This is a genomic window from Amycolatopsis sp. NPDC059657, from assembly GCF_042734395.1.
In the GTDB taxonomy this organism is placed as follows: Bacteria; Actinomycetota; Actinomycetes; order Mycobacteriales; family Pseudonocardiaceae; genus Amycolatopsis.
Genome location: NZ_JBHWEB010000026.1, coordinates 18,042 through 35,499, shown reverse-complemented (window position 1 = coordinate 35,499; position 17,458 = coordinate 18,042). Strand labels below are relative to the sequence as shown.

The 17,458-nt window shown below is 63.8% G+C and carries 15 protein-coding genes and 1 pseudogene; 13 read left to right on the top strand and 3 right to left on the bottom strand.

The genetic code is table 11. The features are described from left to right. Positions 1 to 107 precede the first annotated feature (107 nt). The 7 genes from ACFV15_RS16755 to ACFV15_RS16725 all read left to right on the top strand — a co-directional run bounded on the left by ACFV15_RS16755 (position 108) and on the right by ACFV15_RS16725 (position 11,052). Positions 108 to 1,187: a hypothetical protein gene (locus tag ACFV15_RS16755; protein ID WP_378351351.1), complete on the top strand. Its 1,080-nt coding sequence runs from the start codon at positions 108 to 110 to the stop codon at positions 1,185 to 1,187. Positions 1,188 to 1,237: 50 nt separating this feature from the next. Continuing rightward, positions 1,238 to 5,533 (top strand): polymorphic toxin-type HINT domain-containing protein, encoded by a 4,296-nt coding sequence (locus ACFV15_RS16750; RefSeq protein ID WP_378351415.1) that lies wholly within the window; start codon positions 1,238 to 1,240, stop codon positions 5,531 to 5,533. Between the two features lie 3 nt (positions 5,534 to 5,536). Then, a complete protein-coding gene (locus ACFV15_RS16745; protein ID WP_378351350.1) occupies positions 5,537 to 6,724 on the top strand; it encodes a hypothetical protein in 1,188 nt (395 codons plus the stop codon). A gap of 310 nt (positions 6,725 to 7,034) precedes the next feature. Continuing rightward, positions 7,035 to 8,210: a hypothetical protein gene (locus ACFV15_RS16740; protein WP_378351349.1), complete on the top strand. Its 1,176-nt coding sequence runs from the start codon at positions 7,035 to 7,037 to the stop codon at positions 8,208 to 8,210. Positions 8,211 to 8,219: 9 nt separating this feature from the next. Next, a complete protein-coding gene (locus ACFV15_RS16735) occupies positions 8,220 to 8,468 on the top strand; it encodes a hypothetical protein (RefSeq protein WP_378351348.1) in 249 nt (82 codons plus the stop codon). A 1,386-nt stretch (positions 8,469 to 9,854) separates the two neighbouring features. Continuing rightward, complete coding sequence (locus ACFV15_RS16730; RefSeq protein WP_378351347.1) at positions 9,855 to 10,352, top strand: hypothetical protein; 498 nt, start codon at positions 9,855 to 9,857, stop codon at positions 10,350 to 10,352. 67 nt (positions 10,353 to 10,419) lie between these two features. Beyond that, on the top strand, positions 10,420 to 11,052 hold the full coding sequence (locus ACFV15_RS16725; RefSeq protein ID WP_378351346.1) for a suppressor of fused domain protein: 633 nt from the start codon (positions 10,420 to 10,422) through the stop codon (positions 11,050 to 11,052). 201 nt (positions 11,053 to 11,253) lie between these two features. Here the strand turns inward: ACFV15_RS16725 and ACFV15_RS16720 are convergent, their stop codons facing one another. Continuing rightward, positions 11,254 to 11,922 carry a HEAT repeat domain-containing protein gene (locus tag ACFV15_RS16720; protein WP_378351345.1) on the bottom strand — a complete coding sequence of 223 codons (669 nt, stop codon included), beginning with the start codon at positions 11,920 to 11,922 and terminating at the stop codon, positions 11,254 to 11,256. A gap of 359 nt (positions 11,923 to 12,281) precedes the next feature. Next, on the bottom strand, positions 12,282 to 13,151 hold the full coding sequence (locus ACFV15_RS16715) for an LppA family lipoprotein (RefSeq protein WP_378351344.1): 870 nt from the start codon (positions 13,149 to 13,151) through the stop codon (positions 12,282 to 12,284). Between the two features lie 259 nt (positions 13,152 to 13,410). Between ACFV15_RS16715 and ACFV15_RS16710 the strand changes: the two genes are divergently transcribed. Then, the gene (locus ACFV15_RS16710; protein WP_378351343.1) at positions 13,411 to 13,956 is read left to right on the top strand and encodes a nitroreductase/quinone reductase family protein; all 546 of its coding nucleotides are present in this window, start codon (positions 13,411 to 13,413) and stop codon (positions 13,954 to 13,956) included. A gap of 5 nt (positions 13,957 to 13,961) precedes the next feature. Here the strand turns inward: ACFV15_RS16710 and ACFV15_RS16705 are convergent, their stop codons facing one another. Further along, positions 13,962 to 14,135 carry a hypothetical protein gene (locus ACFV15_RS16705; protein ID WP_378351342.1) on the bottom strand — a complete coding sequence of 58 codons (174 nt, stop codon included), beginning with the start codon at positions 14,133 to 14,135 and terminating at the stop codon, positions 13,962 to 13,964. A gap of 95 nt (positions 14,136 to 14,230) precedes the next feature. On the opposite strand from ACFV15_RS16705, the pseudogene ACFV15_RS16700 reads away from it, so the two are divergent. The 5 genes and pseudogenes from ACFV15_RS16700 to ACFV15_RS16680 form a co-directional block, all read left to right on the top strand. Continuing rightward, positions 14,231 to 14,473 (top strand): annotated as a pseudogene (locus ACFV15_RS16700) (MBL fold metallo-hydrolase); the annotation flags it as partial. A gap of 450 nt (positions 14,474 to 14,923) precedes the next feature. Next, entirely contained in the window at positions 14,924 to 15,262 is a 339-nt protein-coding gene (locus ACFV15_RS16695; RefSeq protein WP_378351341.1) for a HEAT repeat domain-containing protein, read from the top strand. Positions 15,263 to 15,361: 99 nt separating this feature from the next. Beyond that, entirely contained in the window at positions 15,362 to 16,030 is a 669-nt protein-coding gene (locus tag ACFV15_RS16690) for a hypothetical protein (RefSeq protein ID WP_378351340.1), read from the top strand. Positions 16,031 to 16,142: 112 nt separating this feature from the next. Further along, on the top strand, positions 16,143 to 16,724 hold the full coding sequence (locus ACFV15_RS16685) for a hypothetical protein (RefSeq protein ID WP_378351339.1): 582 nt from the start codon (positions 16,143 to 16,145) through the stop codon (positions 16,722 to 16,724). Between the two features lie 48 nt (positions 16,725 to 16,772). Beyond that, positions 16,773 to 17,423 (top strand): hypothetical protein, encoded by a 651-nt coding sequence (locus ACFV15_RS16680; protein ID WP_378351338.1) that lies wholly within the window; start codon positions 16,773 to 16,775, stop codon positions 17,421 to 17,423. Positions 17,424 to 17,458 lie beyond the last annotated feature (35 nt).

The window sequence follows — 17,458 nt, the reverse complement described above, 5'->3', positions numbered from 1 at the left end:
CGCAACTTTGGTGATCCACATCACCGAACCCCCGACCTTCGGCCGGTCCGGCGCGTGCTAGAAAAAGATCGGGCAAATTCTAATTTCACATTTGCAGGGGGGACAGCGTGAGGCGTCATACGCTCATGCGCGCGGTCATGGTCACCGCGATAATCATCGGAACGACAGGGGCGATCGCATCCACCGCGGCAATCGCGGACACTGTGATCGCCGCGGTCGACCCTGCTCAGCAGGCGGCGGCGGATCGTGCGCGGGTGAAGCGGATCGCCAAGCGGGACCCACGGCCGGAGGTCCAGACCTCCGCGTGGACCGCGCTGCTGAGCAGCAGGGGCGACGAGGCGATCGCCGAATTCCTGGCCACCGGCCTGGACAAGGCCAGGGCACGTGCGATCGACAACGCACGGCGCAATACCGACATCATCCAGCGCACCATCACCACGTCGCTGCCCGGCAGCAACGTGCGCGTCACCGCCGAACGCGCACTGCGCGGCACGGACGCCGAGAGAGACGAATACGTCCGCACCGGTTTTGCCAAGGCTCAGGAAGCGGATCGACTCAACGACAACAAGTACCAGGAGCATGTCGCCAAACAGGCTCAGGCGGACCGAGACTATGTGACCCGGTTGTCGGTCGATGATCCCGGCCCGCAGGTCCGGGCAGCGGCGAGCCGTGCTCTGCGCACCGGTGACGACGCCGATATCGCGGACTTCTTCACCTACTACTGGCCGAGCGCGGCGAAGCTGGACGATGAAGCGTTTCGGATGTTCACCGCTGACCGGGACGTGATCTGGCACAACACCGTGCGTCGGCTGCAGGAAGCCGCGTTGGCTGCTGAGCGGGCTGAACGTGAATCGTCCGGCGCCCTCGCCGACAAGGCGCGTGCCGACGCGATCGCCGCGTGGCGTTCGATCTCGGACCAGGCCGACGTGTCATCGGTCAACTGGGGTGCGGAGCGGGACAAGGCACTGGCCCAGGCTGCTTCCTGGGCGACGGTCGCCGACTACGCCCGCACCGCGACCACCGACCAAGACTGGGCGAGCGTGCTCGCCCGCGCAGGCGCCAACCAGAAGTCGTGGGCCGACGAAGCCGAGTGGGCCATCGCGCAGGCCGCGAAGTGGACCGGTATCGCGGACCAAGCCCGCGCGAGCGCGGACGCGGCCACCATTCGCAACGGGGGGAACCAGTGAACGCGAGACCCGAGGTCCTGAGTGCCGCTTGGTGGCGGCGAAAGTTCACCATGGCAGTTGTCCTGATGGTGATCAGCGCCTTGCTCGGCGGCACTGTTCAGGTGGCCGCCTTCGCCGCGCCGGCTGCTTCGGCCAGCACCATTGTGCCCGCTGCCGTCACCGATGACGACGAGGACGCATTCAACAGGCAGCTCGTGGAGGACATCGCCAAGGGCGCGGCTGACATCGAGGTGCGAGAGGCCGCTCAAGCGGCTTTGGACACCAATGATCCGGCCAAGATCCTCGAGTTCCTCGACTACGGCGAACCCGCGGCCAAGAAGCGGGCGGCCGACCGCAAGAAGCTCGTGATCCTCGAGAACCGCGAGAAGGTGAAGCTCTGGGCCGAGACCGGTGGTCCCAATGTCCGAGCAGGCGCGAAAGCGGCCTGGGACAGCGGTGACGATGTCCGGATCGGCGACTTCGTGGCCTATGGCAAGGAAATCGCCGAGAAGCAGGACGCGCAGGCCGTAGTGGACACCAAGGCCGAGCAAGACCGGATCATCGGCCGAGTCCGCGACATGGTGGCCCACGGTGGGCCGCAGGTGAAGGTCGAAGGCGAAGCCATCCTCGCCATCGGTGACTACGACCAGATCGCCGAGTTCTACAAGACCGGCTACGCCGAGGCCAACAAACGCGACCACGAGTACCAAGCCCAGATCGAAAAGGCACTCGATGACCGGAACAAGGCCATCGCTGCGCTCATCGACCTGGCCAAGCGCTCCGCGGACGCGGCGACGGCTCGTGCCGAGATCATCCGCGCCAACATGGAGGCGCTCAAGTTCCTGGAAGACGGCGTCCGGTTCATGCAGCTGGGTACTGCGGCCGCGCGCAACGCCGATCGCATTTTCCAGGAGGACAAGCCTCTTCGTGCAAATGGACAGCGAGGCCGTAATCCTGAGATCGACGCTTTCCGAGCCGAAGCCGCCCAGCACGCCAGGCAGGCGGCTGAGACAGCGGAACTGACCGGCAGCACCAGCGCGCAGGCTCAGAACGCGGCCACCAAACTCGAACAAGCAGGCATGACGAACGGTCTTGACTGGGCCAAGGTCACCATCGCGGTAGGCGCCGCTACCAAGGCCGCCGCGAAGGCAACAGAAACCGCACAGCATGCCGCCGAGGCGACACTGGCCGACAGCCGAGCACTCGACGCCGACGCGAACGCGCAGGAGCACGCCGACAACGCGCGGAAATGGCGCGAGGAAGCGGAACGGCAGGCACAGGCCGCAGCTGACCTGGCCGCCGCCGCGAAGGTGCAAGAGCAGATCGCGGTCAAGGCCGCGGAACGAGCCAAAGCCCAGCAGTTGGCCGCTGAAGACGCCGCCCGAAAGGCCCGTGCGCACGCGGCCAGCGCGCGCACGGCACGCGTCAACGCCCAGGCGATGGCGGCGAACGCGATCGATCGGAGTAACAAGGCGGTCCTTGCGCACAATGTCGCGGTCAAGGCGAAGGTCGGCGAGGACGCCGCGTTCAAACGAACGCAGCAGGCTTCGTCGGATCTGTGGTTCGCCGTGCACTCGTGCGGTATCAAGCAGAGCTACGCCGATCAGGTCGAACAAGGCCTCAAGCGCGCCCGGGACGAGGCAATCGCGGCAGGCAAGGACGCGGACGAGGCCACCAGGGCGATGGGTGAGATGGCCGCGCGAGCTCGCGCGGACGCCAACGCTTCGGCTGGATATGCCGAGCGTGCCCGTGCGTTCGCCAATCGGGCGAAAGCGGAAGCCGACGCCGCGCGGGCGGAAGCCCAGCGAGCCAAGCAGGCCGCGGCCCAGGCCGACCAGGAAGCCGTGACCGCGCGCAGGGCCGCTGACGAGGCCAACCGGCTCACCGTCGAAGCGGTTGTTGCCGTCAACGCGGCGAAGTCCGCTGCGGAGAACACCCAGAGCGAGGCTTATGCCGCAGTGGACGAAGCGGCTCAAGCCACCTATCAGTCCGCCGTCGCGGGCCGGGCCGCGTACGCGGCGAGAGCCTCGTCCGCGCAGATCATCGATCCGGCGCATACAGTGGTCGACCTCGGCACGCCGAGTTCGGAGATCAACGCCGACGCACGGTTCGCCTTGGAATCAGCGGCTGATGCTCTGGAGATCGGTGCGGAGCAGGCCGCGGCCGCACAGGCCAAGGCGGGAGAGGCCGACGAGGCCGCTCAGCGCGCCCGTGCTGCGGCTGAAGCGGCCATCGACGAGGTCAAACCCGCATTCGAGGCAGTGGAGCGCGCGGCGGAGTCCGCGGCGGCGGCAGCGCAATCCGCCGAGGCCGCGAACAACGCGGCCAACGCCGCGGCGCAGTCCGCACAGAACGCACACCGGGCATCCAACGATGCTTCGCAAGCTTCTTCGATGGCTCGCTCCGAGGCCGTGCAGGCCGGCAACGCGGCAGCGATCGCTTCGTCGGCCGCCGCGGTAGCCGGCAAGGCCGCCGGTGAAACCGAGGCGCTCTACGCCTGGGCAGTCGAGACGACCGGCAACATTCACCAGTTCGCCACCAACGTCCAAGCGTCACTCACCCAGTTCTACGACCTCAAGAAACAAGCCGAGGAAGAAGCCAGGCTGAAACGTGAAGAGGCCGAACGGCACCAGCGCGAACTGGAAGCCAACTTCCTGCTCGGCGCGACCAACGTCATCAAATGCCTGAAGTACAGCAACCCCACGGCCTGCGGCGAGGTCAAGTCGAAGATCGACGAACTGGCAGGTAAGGCGAAAGACGCGATCAAGGACTACTACGCCGTCCTGCTCAGCTGCACTCTCGGTAATGACGAGCAGGCATGCGTCAAGCTCCGCGAAGCCAACGCCAAGATCGACTACTTCGTGTCACAAGCGATCGACGGATTCAAGGAAGGCGCGGTCAACTTCGGCAAGGGCCTGCTGGAGCTCGGTCACTGCGGCCTGTCAGGCCCGATTGTCACCAGCGGCTTTGCCGCGTGTGGCCGGATCGCCGATGGCTTCAAGCAGCTCCTTGATCACCCGCTCGAGCTGTTTCACCTCAGCGAGTGGGACCGAAATCCCGGCAAGGCGCTCGGACTGTCCTTGTTCGATCTCACCTCTTTCGCCATCCCGAACCCCGCTGGCGCCCTGATCAAGGTGCTGGACGCGGTCGGCAGCGCTGTGGGGCGAGCGGTCGCCAGGTTCCTGGGCAACGTGATCAAGATCGATCATTTCGCTGTCCCCTTGGCGAACTTCGCCAGCAAGGTGGCCGAGGTCTTGGGCCTCACACTCAAGATTGAGAACGGGCTTCCCAAGATCACGAACGGGATCGTGAAGATCGATGGCGTGCCGTATCGCCTGGAGATCGGCGCGATCAAGGCCGAAGGTGATCTCGCCAGGCTGGAAGGGATGACAGGCCGTATCGAAGGCGGGACGATCCGTCTCGAGGGCGACGTCGCCAAGTTCGAAGGCGGAACGCTCAAGGTGGAGCCGGTCCATCCAGGACTCGAACCCACCGCACCGATCAAGCCAGGCCCCTTCGACCCCGGGTGCTCGAATAGCTTCGCCGCGAACACTCAAGTTCTCATGGCCGACGGCACCACCAAACCGATCGCCCAGGTGGCGGTCGGCGACGAGGTGGCCAACACCGTCCCGGATAGCGGAGTCGCAGAGAAACACAAGGTCCTGGCAACGAACGTCACTGACAGTGACCGGGACTTCGTCGATCTCGCAGTCGGCGCGTCAACCATCACCACAACCGCGCACCACTGGTTCTGGAACCCGGCCAAACACGGCTGGCTTGACGCCGCTGACCTGCGTGCGGGTGATCAGCTCGCCACGCCGGACGCCAGTACCGAGGTCCGAGCCACACGCGCCTACTCGGGTACGATGCGCACGTACAATCTGAGCGTCGACACGGTGCACACGTTCTACGTGGTCGCCGCAGGAACCCCGGTCCTGGTACACAACTGCGGACGGTTGACCGCAGACGCGGCCCAGTTCCGAGAAGCGCATATCCTCGACGAGCACGTCAATGTTGACGAGCCGACGGCGATTGCGCTGGCTCGCAAGAAGAAAGCAGAGAACAAGGGTGATACAAACGGTGTATTCCTTAGTCAGGAGCTCGCGGAAGAAGTCGTAGCGGACGCTCTGCTCAAGCATGCAACAACGATCAACAACTGGAAGAACAAGACCGGAAAGAACCCGATGAGCGCGCGCAACCTGGAGCTCAAAGGTGAGTTCGGGACGACTTCGCTAGGGTGGGTCGCCAAGGCTGAAGGTCCACCCGTCGCTGCTGGCACGCAGTACGTCATCGTCCTTAAGCGCGTGTCGCCCAAAGAACATAAATCGGGATACTTCGTGCTAACCGGATTTCCAGTCAAGGAGTGAACTGTGCCATCCATCGACGCCGGGTTCGGGATCACCGGGCTACTGGTTGCGTTTCCACCCGATCGCCATGACCATGGCAGTCCGTTGGATGTGCTTGATTCATGCATGCCTGACGACCTTGCTGCACTCGTTGTGCTGAGGCAGGATGCAGTACTGCTGCGCGAGAAACTGTCGGCCGCCGAGATCGAGGCGCTGTGGGTCGGCGCGGCTCGCGTGGACTCCTGTCCCGATGAAACCGGGGAAGCTTGGTCTGGCACGCGATGGATGAACCTGATCGTCGAGCGCTGCGACCGGCAACTCGCTGGCCGCAGCACCCGAGCGGGCGTACTTCCGGGTTCGAGTGATCGGCTCAAGGCCAGCGTGATCAAGGAGATCTCTGAGTCTGGATTGTGCAAGGAAGAGCAATCCTTGCTGACCCTGTGCGTTCGGAAGTGTTCGTCGGACTTAGCTTTTCGCTTTCTGCTCAGGATGATCAATGCGTATTTCAGTGATCTGCCCAGTGTGCAGTATGAACGCTACGTGGAGCTGGGCAGAGGATTTGACTACGATGAATCGATAGTTGCTTCGCTGTTACATCTTGTGTCCGACTATCGGCCGCTGGAGTTCACTGATTTCGACTACGGCATCACCGGACTGGCCTCCCAATTTCACGAAGACTGGGGACACGTCGGCGGACCCATGGACGTAGTCGAGACCACCATGCGCGACGATGATGACCACGCCGAAGTTATCGCCCTGCGCAACGACGCAATGCTTCTGTTGGACGGACTGGAGTCAGACGAGATCGAGAGGCTGTGGCTGGCCTCGGCATACAGTGGAAACTTCTTCGGTTCGCGCACTTTTGGGATCACGACAGGTGCTCAGTGGATGGAACGCATCATCGAGCGCTGCGATCGACGGTTGGCGAGCCACAGCGCGCCGACCTCCAGAATCCCCGGTCCTGGCCGTCAACTCGCCTCGACTGTTACGGCGGAAGTGACAGAAGCGTTGTCCGAGCACGACTTATGTGCAGTGCTGGTCAAATGCGTAAGTGAATGTTCGCCAGATCTCGCCTTCCGGTTCTTGCTTCGCGTGATCGGTGAGCGCAGGCACCGCTTCAGCACAACACTGTACGAGCGGTATGCGCGTTTAGGTGAGGAATTCGGTTACGGCGAGTTTGTTGTTTCAGACGTGAAGTACCTCACCGAGTAGCTGATGGAGGTCGCCAACTTTGCCGGAGACCTGTTCGCGATAGGAAAATTCGCGAACAGGTCTCTGTCCATCGAGGCAGAGTTCAGATTCTCTGAGTTGCTAGTCGTGCTTCCACCTGAGCACAATGCCGCTGGATGCGCTCGATTTCCTTCCGGGGTGAACAACTCGATCGGATGGATCGCGAAGGCCGACGGCTCCATCGCGGACGCCACCAACCGGTTCGTCGTCAGGTTGAAACGGCAACCGGGACACGCGCGAGGATACTTCGTGTTGACTGGGTTTCCCGTCCAGGAGAGATGAGTAGCTGTACATGAAGTCCGATCTCGGGATCACAGGTCTGGTGGCCAGCATCCCGGCCACCTGGCAGCGCCACGGCGATCCGCTGAACGTGGTGGCCTCGGCGATGCCAGACGACCCGGCGGTGGTACTCGCCGTGCGCACCGACGCGATGCTCCTTCGCGACGGCCTCAGCTCAGCCGAAATCGAGTCTTTGTGGATGAGCACCGTGCCTGCGACCTTCCTCCCGATCGTGACCAAGGACGACACGTCCTGGACGCAGTGGATGCACGATGTCGTGGAGCGTTGTGACCAGTGGCTTGCTGATCACAACGCTCCACACATCGAGTTCCCAGCGCCGACAGAAGAACTTACGACGCGTGTCGCGAAGGAAATCACCGAGGCAGTGCCCGGCGACGAGACCGAAACTGCCCTGCTGCGGTGCGCGACGGCCTGCTCGCCGGATCTGGCATTCCGCTTCCTACTCAAGATTCTTCGCAGCAGTTGGTATGAGGTGTCGGGTGAGCAGTACGACCGCCTAGCTCTGCTTGGCCAGGAACTCGACTACGCGGAAACAGTCATGTCGGAGGTAGGCGAACTCGTTCGAGAACGCCAACCCGTGACGTTCACCGACTTCGATTTCGGCATCACAGGGCTAGCGTCGCAGTTCCATCAGGATTGGAGCCACGTTGGCGGGCCGATGGACGTGGTCGAGGTCGGCATGCACCCAGGCGGCGACCGGTCAGGGGTGGTCGCGTTGCGCAACGACGTGATACTCCTGCGCGATGGACTCAGCTCGGCTGAGATCGAGAATCTGTGGAACGCGAGCTGCTACGGGTTCAAACTCGGCGACCCTGCCATCGGAGTTCCGACCGGGACTCGCTGGATGGAACTCATCGCCGAGCGCTGTGGCCGGCGGCTCGTCGAACATGATGCTCTGGAAGTTGAGGTTCCTGGTCCAGGGCACCAGCTCGCATCCGCCGTAGAAGCGGAAGTGATCGAGGTTTTGCCCGCGGATGACGTCCGTGCCGCGCTGATCCGATGTGTACGGCAATGCTCACCAGACCTCGCATTTCGTCTTCTGCTCCGCATCATCAATCAACGAGGGTGCGTACTGTCCACTGCCCAATATGAGCGTTACATCAGGCTGGGCGAAGAGTTCGGCTATGGCGAGTTCGTCGTCTCCGACATCGAGTACCTGGCCAAGTAGGGTGTTCTCGTGCGATATGAGGAATTTAACGGACGCCGGGTGCAGGTCATCGACTTTGACGATGTAAGCGGTGAACGTGTGTTGGAGTTCATTGATTCCAACACCGAGGAAGTAGGTGCGGTCCTCGCCGTTTACAACACGTCCGACGAGTGGGCGAACGCTAAAGTGAGCATCAGCCCTAGGGTCGACGGAGTTTCTGTCGAATTCATGGACTGGGCCCTGCGGCTGGCTCAGCGGACAATGGCACCAGGACCGTGACGGTCATCCTCGCCGCTAGAGGGCCATGATCGTCTGCCGACGCTGGCATCAAGGCAGTTGGTGCCCGCCCAGCAGTATTTTGTGACTACGCGCTGGCGTAAACGCTCGAAGATCAGCAATTGGCTACGCAAAACTGCCAAGACGCCCTCGCCTCGCAACCTGGAGTTAAAGAAGCGGTCGATGGGGACTCCCACGTATTCGCGGCCCCTGTTAGCGCCTCGACCGCGCTGGCAGTCCTCGCACCCGGCCAGCCACGTACCCGCCGCAGCGTGCTCCCTGGGTGCTCCTGTGCCGAAACATCGCCCGGCACCAGCACGCACTAGACGACACTCGAAAGTGAACGTCTCTCGCGTCGACCTGCACCAGCGGTGCAAACTGACATCAAGTGACACTCGGCGACACCGGGTAGCCGCAAACTTTTAATCTGTAGGTTGTGGGTTCGAGTCCCACGCGCCCCACAGTTTTCGCAGGTCAGCGCGCTGACCTGCGATCGCCCCATGGTCATCTCCCTGCTCTGTCCCCACTTTGGGGTCGGACGGGTTATCCAGCAGGTCTTCCAGAGCGTCCGCCGTCACAGTCTCTGTCCTGGAACAGCACGTCCTGCAGAGCGAACCAGTCGTAGTCGCGAACCGCGCAGGTGACAGCCCGGTCTCCAGTTTGCGGTGAGTTCGGGTTCATCGTGGTGGCGGCGTTCGGCGTCCTGGATGGCGAGGTCGAGCACAACCTCCTCGGCGGGCGCAAGCCGGCGTAGGCCATCACCGCTCGCACAGGTCGGCGGCAAGGTCGTCCAAGGCTCGCACGTAGCGACCCAGAAACCAGACATCCTGCCCCGACCACACACGCCAGGACCACACCCAACAGTCCCCACAACCCCACCAGAGCGGACCCCTCTGCCGTAGGCGAAGCCGTAGACCTCGTCGGCGAGCACACCCAGCGCCCGCTCGAGCGCCGCCGCGGTGCACGGGGCAACCACGACCGGCAAGCTGGTTTGGTTCACGAGATGCAACCACGTTTCTCCGTGACAACCGATCCTTGCCGCCCCTGTCAGCGGCCAGTCGGAATTTCCCCGTGGACGACCACCCATGGACGGCCAGTTCGATTCCCGCTCGCGGCCAGTTGCACGGTCAGTGATCGCCACATGCTCGTCGACCAACCGCGGCCACGCGACCGTTGCCTTGAGGTTGACCGTTGTTCTGCCACCTGTTGCGGGATTACCTGCTGTTGCCGGCCGGTGGACCCACAACAGCAGGTAATCCACCAAGAGAACAAGTTCCAGATCTACCTTGCGGACCGATCATGGCGACGTCGATCGAACATCCGGAAATGCCGATGAGCGGACGCCGCAATTGCGGTGCGGGGCATGAGTGTCTCGACGATACTGTGCCGATGACCGCTGCAGCGCACCCGCCTTCCGGGTTGTCCAAAGCCACCTGGACCGATGCGGACTTCCAGTTCATGGGCTGGCACGACTGCAGAATCCGCGCCCTCGGCGTCACCAAGTACGACGACGACACGGTCCCGCCGACTCGGCTCTTGCTTGACTTGGACTACATCGTGCGCTGGGTCGACCCGGTACCGCCGGAGAAGCACTTCACCTTCTGGATCGCACCGGCAACACTCGTGTTCGAGCAAGCATGGGACATCACCGGTCATCTCGGCCCGCTACACGAACCCCTGGGGATCGACGACGTGCACCGGCTAGCCTCACCTGACGACCACGCATACCCGGCGTGGCACCACATCCAGGGCCAGAACTTCGACATCCGCCTGCGAGCCCACGGCTACCGGCAGTATCTGCGCACGCCGCCGCACCACGTGTCTCGCCAAGTCCTCACCATGGCCCAGCGCAACGGGATCAACTTCGGTGAACAGTCTTTCGTCTGACTGAGTCGCGCCCATGCCGACGTCAGCGCCAAAGCCTGGGGAGTTCGGCGTTAGAGAGGATGATGTCGTGACAGATGTTGACGAAGCGCCCGGATGGGACGCGATCGATGCCGTGCTGGCAGCTTTGTATCCCGGTATCGAGCCTCACCACGTCGGCTACCACCCGCCGCGTGGTTTCGTCGGTGGAGCGCTGCAAGGCTGCTCGGCGTATCCGGCCGAGGGGCACTGGCATTACGTCACCTACGGTTTGAGCGAGCTATACCAGCCCCAATCTGAAGACGACCCCGAGTGGTCAGGCTGGGGTTTCGAGCTGACGCTGCGCGTGCCACGGAAGCCCGACGACGACCAGGCGCCTGGCTGGCCGTTCGCCATGCTGCAGGAACTGGCGAAATATGTGAACAACAACCAGGTGCTACTCAAGCCAGGGCATCGGATCGATCTTCGCCAACCCATCACGGGCCACCCTCACCTGCCGGACGCGCCGGCAACCGAGTTGACGGTGTACGCGCTCACGATGGACCCTCAACTCGGCCAGATCGGCACCCCGAATGGCGACCTCATCTTCTTGCAGGTTGTCGGCGTTACCGCTGACGAGAAAGAAACGATGCTGGCATCGACCACAGCAGACATTCTCGCCAAGCTTGCCGAGCGTAACCCTTTGCTGGTCACCTATCCGGATCGTCGCGCTGCCACGCCCTGACATCGACAACGTCCGCCCACGCCACTGGTTGATTTTTCGCCGGCAGATGCTGCGCTCAGCACCGGACCTCCCTGCGACATCCTCACATGCCGCGAGTCGTGTCCTGTCATGCCGATGAGCGAGCGTTGGCCAGGTGGCGAACTACTGTATGTCGACGAGTCCGACTCTCCTGTCATTTTCCAAAGCGGCCAGTGAGTGAGGCTACCGCGACTCGAGTTTCTTGAGGCAGGCCCTCGCAGCCGACGAGTAGTTCGCGTACTCGCTTTCGGCCTTGGCGAGCCGCTTCAAGAACCGTTTCGTCCACCGGCGATCCCGGCCGTCCAGGTGGTCCCAGTTCTCAACGATTCCGTCGAGGGCCTCCCGCACCCAGTCCTGCGGATGCTCGTTGTAGAAATCGACGATCGCGAGTCGCAGACCGCCCCAATCCCAGTGCACAACCCTGCTGAGAAGCTTCTTGAGCAATGAGAGGTACTCCGTCATGCCCGCGGACACACACCGGGCGACAAGGTCCGCATTTCGCTGGGACAGCCGCTCGAACAGCCGGCGGTGGGGCGGACCCGCCTCCTTCCGCAGTAGGGCCTGCACATCGGGCCGGATGTTCGGCTCCCCAGAAGCGTCCCGCCCCTGGCCAGTGCGCAGGTATGCCAGCAGGGCACTGTGACGTACGGCGCGATCGGGGTCGTCTCGCGCCGCCCCCAACAGGACGGAGCCGGGTGTTGTCCGCTCATTCCCGACGCACAAAATGGCCTCACGTCGCACCCAAGGGGAGGGATCGTGCGAGATCATGTCCGTGATTTGCTCCCGCACGCCATCTCCGCCGTACCAGCCCATTCCGGATGAATCGTCATACGCCATATCGATGCCGTCCACGCGAGTCTTCGCATCGGGGCTGACCAGGCTCCGATGGATGAGTCTGTACATCTGGGCGACACTCTCGTCAGACGGCATAGCCGTGACCTCCTCCAGCGATCGTTCCACGTTGTCTGACACGATCCTGCGCGCGTCATACAGGGGACGCATTGGCCTTAGGTCACCGGAACCGAGGGCCGGAAGCCATCGATGCTACGTCGGGGGATGTCCGGCGGCGGCGCCCTTACCTACCCATGACCAACAGCCGCTTATGCCGCGAAGAGCGCGGGCAACGGACGAGAGTCCTTGTGGCGCAACGTATTCGGTACTGCCGAAAGCGAGCTTTCGTGGTGTACCTGATTGCCGGGGGGGGGGATTAGTCAGTGTTGGGCCGAGGGAAGGAAACACGGGGTGCTGAACTCAACCGTGATGTCCGTCAAGTGCGCGACGATCAGCAACAGCCGCTCCCGATGCGGCCCCACCAGCTCGATACGCGCATAGAGCGCGCTCCCCACACGGTCAGCTCCATACGGCAATTCCAGCGCAGGGCCGGTGAGCCCCGCGGCGGCGGCCACAGGCCGGATCGCGGCATCGAGCGCCTTGACCTGATCCGCAGTGAACATAGTGCCGGAAGCGCCAGGTGACATGGTGGCGGTCGCACGGCGGTCGCTGGACATCCTGCGGGGATCCAACCCGGGCAAGTAGCACGATGCGCCGTCACCCTCGTAGAGGCGTGGCCAACGGATGCCCGGCACCGCGGCTGTCACGTCGCGCTCTAGCTGTTCCCGCAGCTTTCCGTAGCGCGCGACCATGTCTTCCAGATTGGGTAGTGCCTTCATCTCCCGGATATCTTCGGCGGCACGTTGCTCGGCTTGCGCTGCTCGGTAGGCGTCGGCCCGTTCACGATCGTGCTGAGACGGCTTTGCGGTGGCGAGGCCACATGCCGTGAACACAGCCATCCCGACCAGCGCATAAGCGGCCGAGACCCACCACATCGGTGTCGAGTGCCGGCGCATCGCCCACCCGCCGCCGACCACTGCCAGCAGGAGCCCGGCCACCACAGCACCGAACGGGACATAGCCGACCAGCGCCTGACGCGCCGGATCGCAAATCGGCCTGTCATACGGGGTGAAACACCCATCGGAGGCCATGACCGAGATCGCGGAGACGACGAAGATCGTGGGGATCAACGCGACCAAACCGATGATCCCCGCGATCAGGCATCCCCCACCCGCCCGCTGTCGTTCCATGAAGATCAACGATAGGTCCCGATCAACGCTCTCGGCAGCGTGAAACTACTCAAGGTGCATGTTCCGCCACCACAGGCCAGGCTTCGACGTCGCGGAGCATCCGTGCTGGTGGCCGGGTCCGTCGGCGCCGCGTCGATGTGGGGTCGCATCGCCACCCGCTCATGCCGAAAGGCGGCCACAGGGGGACCTTCGACTCTCGTTGCCGAGGTGCTTGCCCCTCGACGCTCGAACCGTCACGCCTACGCGGGGAGGTCGCGCGATGCCCAGCTTTCGCCGGTACCGGATCGTCGAGGGAATCATCGGGCCGGTCGACTACACCGCACGCACTCGATACCGCGGGACGCCCTGGCTGTATCAGCGGCTGCAACCGCTGGGGTGGTGGCTGACCAGGCACGGACTCAGTCCGGCCTATGTGGCGACCCTCGAAGTGCCGGGGCGCCGGAGTTCCATCATCCGCCGGACGACGGTGGTCCAGGTCGTCCTCGATGAGCAGCGCTTTCTGGTGTCGCTGGCGGGTGAGTCGGACTGGGTCCGCAACGTCCGCGCGGCCGGCGGCCGGGCGGTGCTCGGCCGCCGGGAGCGACGCGCGGTGACGCTGCAGGAGGTCGCACTCGGAGAGCGGCCACCGGTGATTCGGGCATACCTCGGCAGGGCCGGCCGAACCGGCCGTTCGTGGGGACGGGCGGCCGAGGCTCGCCACTACTTCGGCATCAGCGTCCAAGCGCCACCGGACGAGATCGCAGCGGTGGCCGAGCGCTATCCGGTGTTCCGGGTCGCCGAGCCCGGACCGGCCGACGCGGAGTGAGGGCGTCATCGACAGTGGGCCGCGGCGGAACCACCGGCGAGGGCATCCGGCCCGCGCTCGGCCGCGGGAACGACATCGAGCCAGGTGATGGTGATGGCCAGAGGAAAGAACGTCAGCGACGCCGCAGGAGTACGCGAGATCGCGTCGAACGTGTTCTGGCTGGGGCTGCCCGGACACACCCGCACCAACGTCTACTTCGTCCGGTCGGGCCCGGCGTGGGTGCTCGTGGACGCCGGCTGGGCGAAAGACGCCCTGCGAATCGAAAACGCGGCCGAAACTGTTCGGCGCCACCGCCGGCCCGCCGGCCGCGATCCTGCTCACCCACGTCCATCCCGACCACGCCGGTGCGGCCCGATACCTCGCACGTCGTTGGGATTGCGCGGTGTACCTGCATCCGGACGAGTTGCCGATCGCCAACGCCGACTTCGCGTCGATGGTGGCCGTCGCCGCCCCGCTGGATCCCGGCGGTGAGCATCCTGATCGAGGTTGTCCGGGTCATGCCGGGCAAGCCGCGTAGTGAAGTGTTGGGGGTGTTGTTGGACTGGTGGGGCTGTTTCGTGCCCGAGCCCGGCTATGCCATCTAGCAGGGCACTGATGGGCAACCTGTCGACCTGCTCAAGGCAGTCGAGCGCCAGATCCGCAACGCGGCGGACGTCCTGCGCGACGTCGCCGACGACCGGTCCGACGGCAGCTCCGCCAGAAAGATGGCCAAGGAGCTGCTGGTCCTGATGAACGCGGGCAACTGGTCGGATCCAGCGGCTGACGGCAAGTGAACTCTGCGAGTCCCGCAGCGACATGCTATCGCTCAGCGCCGTCGTGACGTCGTTCAGAACTGAGTCTCAGGCTCAACCGGCTCCGGCTCAGGCGATACGCCGCCGCAGTGCCCACTTGGCCTCAGGAGCGGCTAGCGGCCTTGTATCGCCGCGAGTCATCGCTGTCGCTCTACCCGGTCGCTAGCCTCTACGGTGTGACAGAGCGTTTCCAGCAAGCCATACATCTCATGCGCAAACGCAACCCGCAGGACCGCGAAGACGGCTTCGGGCTCCTACTACCCCACACCGCAGAACACCTCGATCAGCTCATCGCCGAGTTCAACCAGGAGCAGGCCGACCATGGCCTGCGCTGCTGGCTGCTCGAACTCATCGGCGAAGCTCGCTCACCCAAGGCACTACCAGTACTCATAGAACAGCTCCACAACGACGACGAATCGCTGCGATCCTGGGCGGTGAGCGGCCTGAAACTGCTCGACACCAAACCAGCACGGTACGAACTGGCGAAAGCACGAGCCAACGGTCTCATCGACTGACTGTTCGTGACCTGGACGCATTCTCAAGCCGCAAACCGCGAGATACGGCCGCCGGGCGCTTCTGGTGCCCGGGTTGGTATCTGCTGATAGACAGGTGCGATGGAATCCGATGAGCTGCTTGTGCTCCGGCAGCGTCCCGAGTGGCGAGCCGCAGTGGGCAGGTTGCAGAATCTCGCCGATGAATTTGGTAACGAGGCACGCACTGCCGCACATAAGTACGCCGCGGAATACGCGAAACGGCGTGGCTCGATGGTCATCGACGTGGTCGCCTCCCGGCAACGACGCTACGTCGAGCGAGTGCTTCCCATGGTCAAACGATGGGAAGCCGATCACCAGCCAGCGACCCTGGAGGTGTTGGCCGAAACTCCGCCGGACGCAGCAACGTATGGCCTCTTACCATCCGAACCAGTCACCATGCAGACCATCGCGCGAAACCTGACACAACTGATTCGCGACTTGAGAACGGACGAGGACACCGGATGCCGCATATGGGCCGACAGCGTCCAAGTGCTCGAGCACGCGCATCGCCTCGACCCGGTAGTGGGCGCGGTACCAGGTATCGGTCCAGCTTTGTTCGCCTACCTGCGGATGCGCTGCGGCGCAGACGCGCTCAAGCCCGACCTGAGGGTAGCCAAAGCCTTACGTGGACTGGGGTTCACAGTTCCCGGTGACACCCACTCGATCATGGTCCTGGCCAGGGCTGCTGCTGCCGAGATCGACTTCCCTCTACTCTCCCTCGACCAACTTCTCTGGAACAGCCAGGACTAACCACACCGTCCGCGCTCTCGTGCCGATGAGCAGAAAACGGGCTGCGTACGGATGATTCGGTACGTAAATTCGGCGGGGCTCGGTAGCGACTGCAGTTGGAGAAGATGATCGCGTGTCAGACGACCTTTCGGAGCTGTGGCAGCGGCAGTGGCCCAAGGGCCCTCCGTTGGCCGACGACCTGAAACACGCCTATCACGACCGATGGGTGCGTTTCCACAGCTTGCCCGGGTCCAAGCGCTACCCCGGCCACGACGTCGAGTACGACATCGTGCTCCATCGCTACAACACCGTCCTGGCCGAGCTGTTCAGCGGCGAGGAAGTCAGGATCGTCACCGCCGACTGGTCGGGCACGTCGGAGCCGCCGCCGCTGTCCGCGCGGCACGCGCTCTGGAACCCCGGCGCTCGTCACTGGACGTCGGTGCGGACCGACGAGCACGAAACGGACCCGGAATTCATCACGTACATCCACCTGTACGTCAGCCGCAGCCCCTGGCGATCCGGTCTCGTAGACGACCTGCTTCGTGCCGTGGCCGACGATGTCACCGGCAGGGTGATGGTCACGAGCCTGTCCTTCGACCGCGTCTACCACCCGTACGACGGAGGCGCCGACATACTGCTGCCCACCACCGATGAACGTGACGCCCTGAAATGTCGTCACGCCGACTGGCTCTCCGCCCATCCTCTCGGCCTCTGAAGGTGGCGGGTACCTGGGTGTGCATTCTTGATCGGCTATGTTGCCGGGGTGGATATCCAGGTGCGGGAGGGTGCGCTGCTCGAGGCGCCCACAAACGCTGTCACGGGAATTGATCGGCGCGCGTTCGGGAAGTTCGTCGGCCCGCAGGGTGAGCTGGCCTCGTACGCACTCGGCTGGACCACCGGGTCAGACCCACACGTCGCTCGCCTGTCGGTCGGAATCGGCGCGGGCAATCCCGGCGGTGGAACCTTCCATGCCGTCATCTTCGAAAACGAGGGCGGGCATGCGTTCTCGCTGACCGACGACCCGTTCGAGAACGTGCCGCAGGGCGGCCCGGACCTGACCGCGGACCAGGCACGCGCGCATGAGGACCTGCCGTTCATCTGGTGGGTCACCGACCAGGTCATGCAGCGCGATCGACGGGCCTGGTGGATGCGGCACTGGCTGCTGCGAACCACCTGCATCCAGACCTTCGAGGTCTTCGAGCGCCACGAGCCCATTCTGTACGTTCAGCATGACGCTGATGACGGCGTCTGGCAGCTGATCGGCGTCTCCGACGCGGACAGCGGTACCGGCAAGATCGGGCACCTGCACCACGCCATCGACGAAGACCAAAGCCTGATCGACCTCCTCTACTTGCCACCCGGCAGCAGCGCGACACGAACAGGCGTGGGAAGTCCCTGGAACAGCCACCTCTAGAGCCGCGACGCCCTCTTCTGCCGCGATGAGGACAT

Excerpts from the sequence above, each read along its gene's own strand:
- ACFV15_RS16750 (WP_378351415.1), top strand. The coding sequence starts at position 1,238 with ATGGCAGTTGTCCTGATGGTGATCAGCGCCTTGCTCGGCGGCACTGTT.
- ACFV15_RS16740 (WP_378351349.1), top strand. The coding sequence starts at position 7,035 with ATGAAGTCCGATCTCGGGATCACAGGTCTGGTGGCCAGCATCCCGGCC.
- ACFV15_RS16730 (WP_378351347.1), top strand. The coding sequence starts at position 9,855 with ATGACCGCTGCAGCGCACCCGCCTTCCGGGTTGTCCAAAGCCACCTGG.
- ACFV15_RS16715 (WP_378351344.1), bottom strand. The coding sequence starts at position 13,151 with ATGGAACGACAGCGGGCGGGTGGGGGATGCCTGATCGCGGGGATCATC.
- ACFV15_RS16710 (WP_378351343.1), top strand. The coding sequence starts at position 13,411 with ATGCCCAGCTTTCGCCGGTACCGGATCGTCGAGGGAATCATCGGGCCG.
- ACFV15_RS16690 (WP_378351340.1), top strand. The coding sequence starts at position 15,362 with ATGGAATCCGATGAGCTGCTTGTGCTCCGGCAGCGTCCCGAGTGGCGA.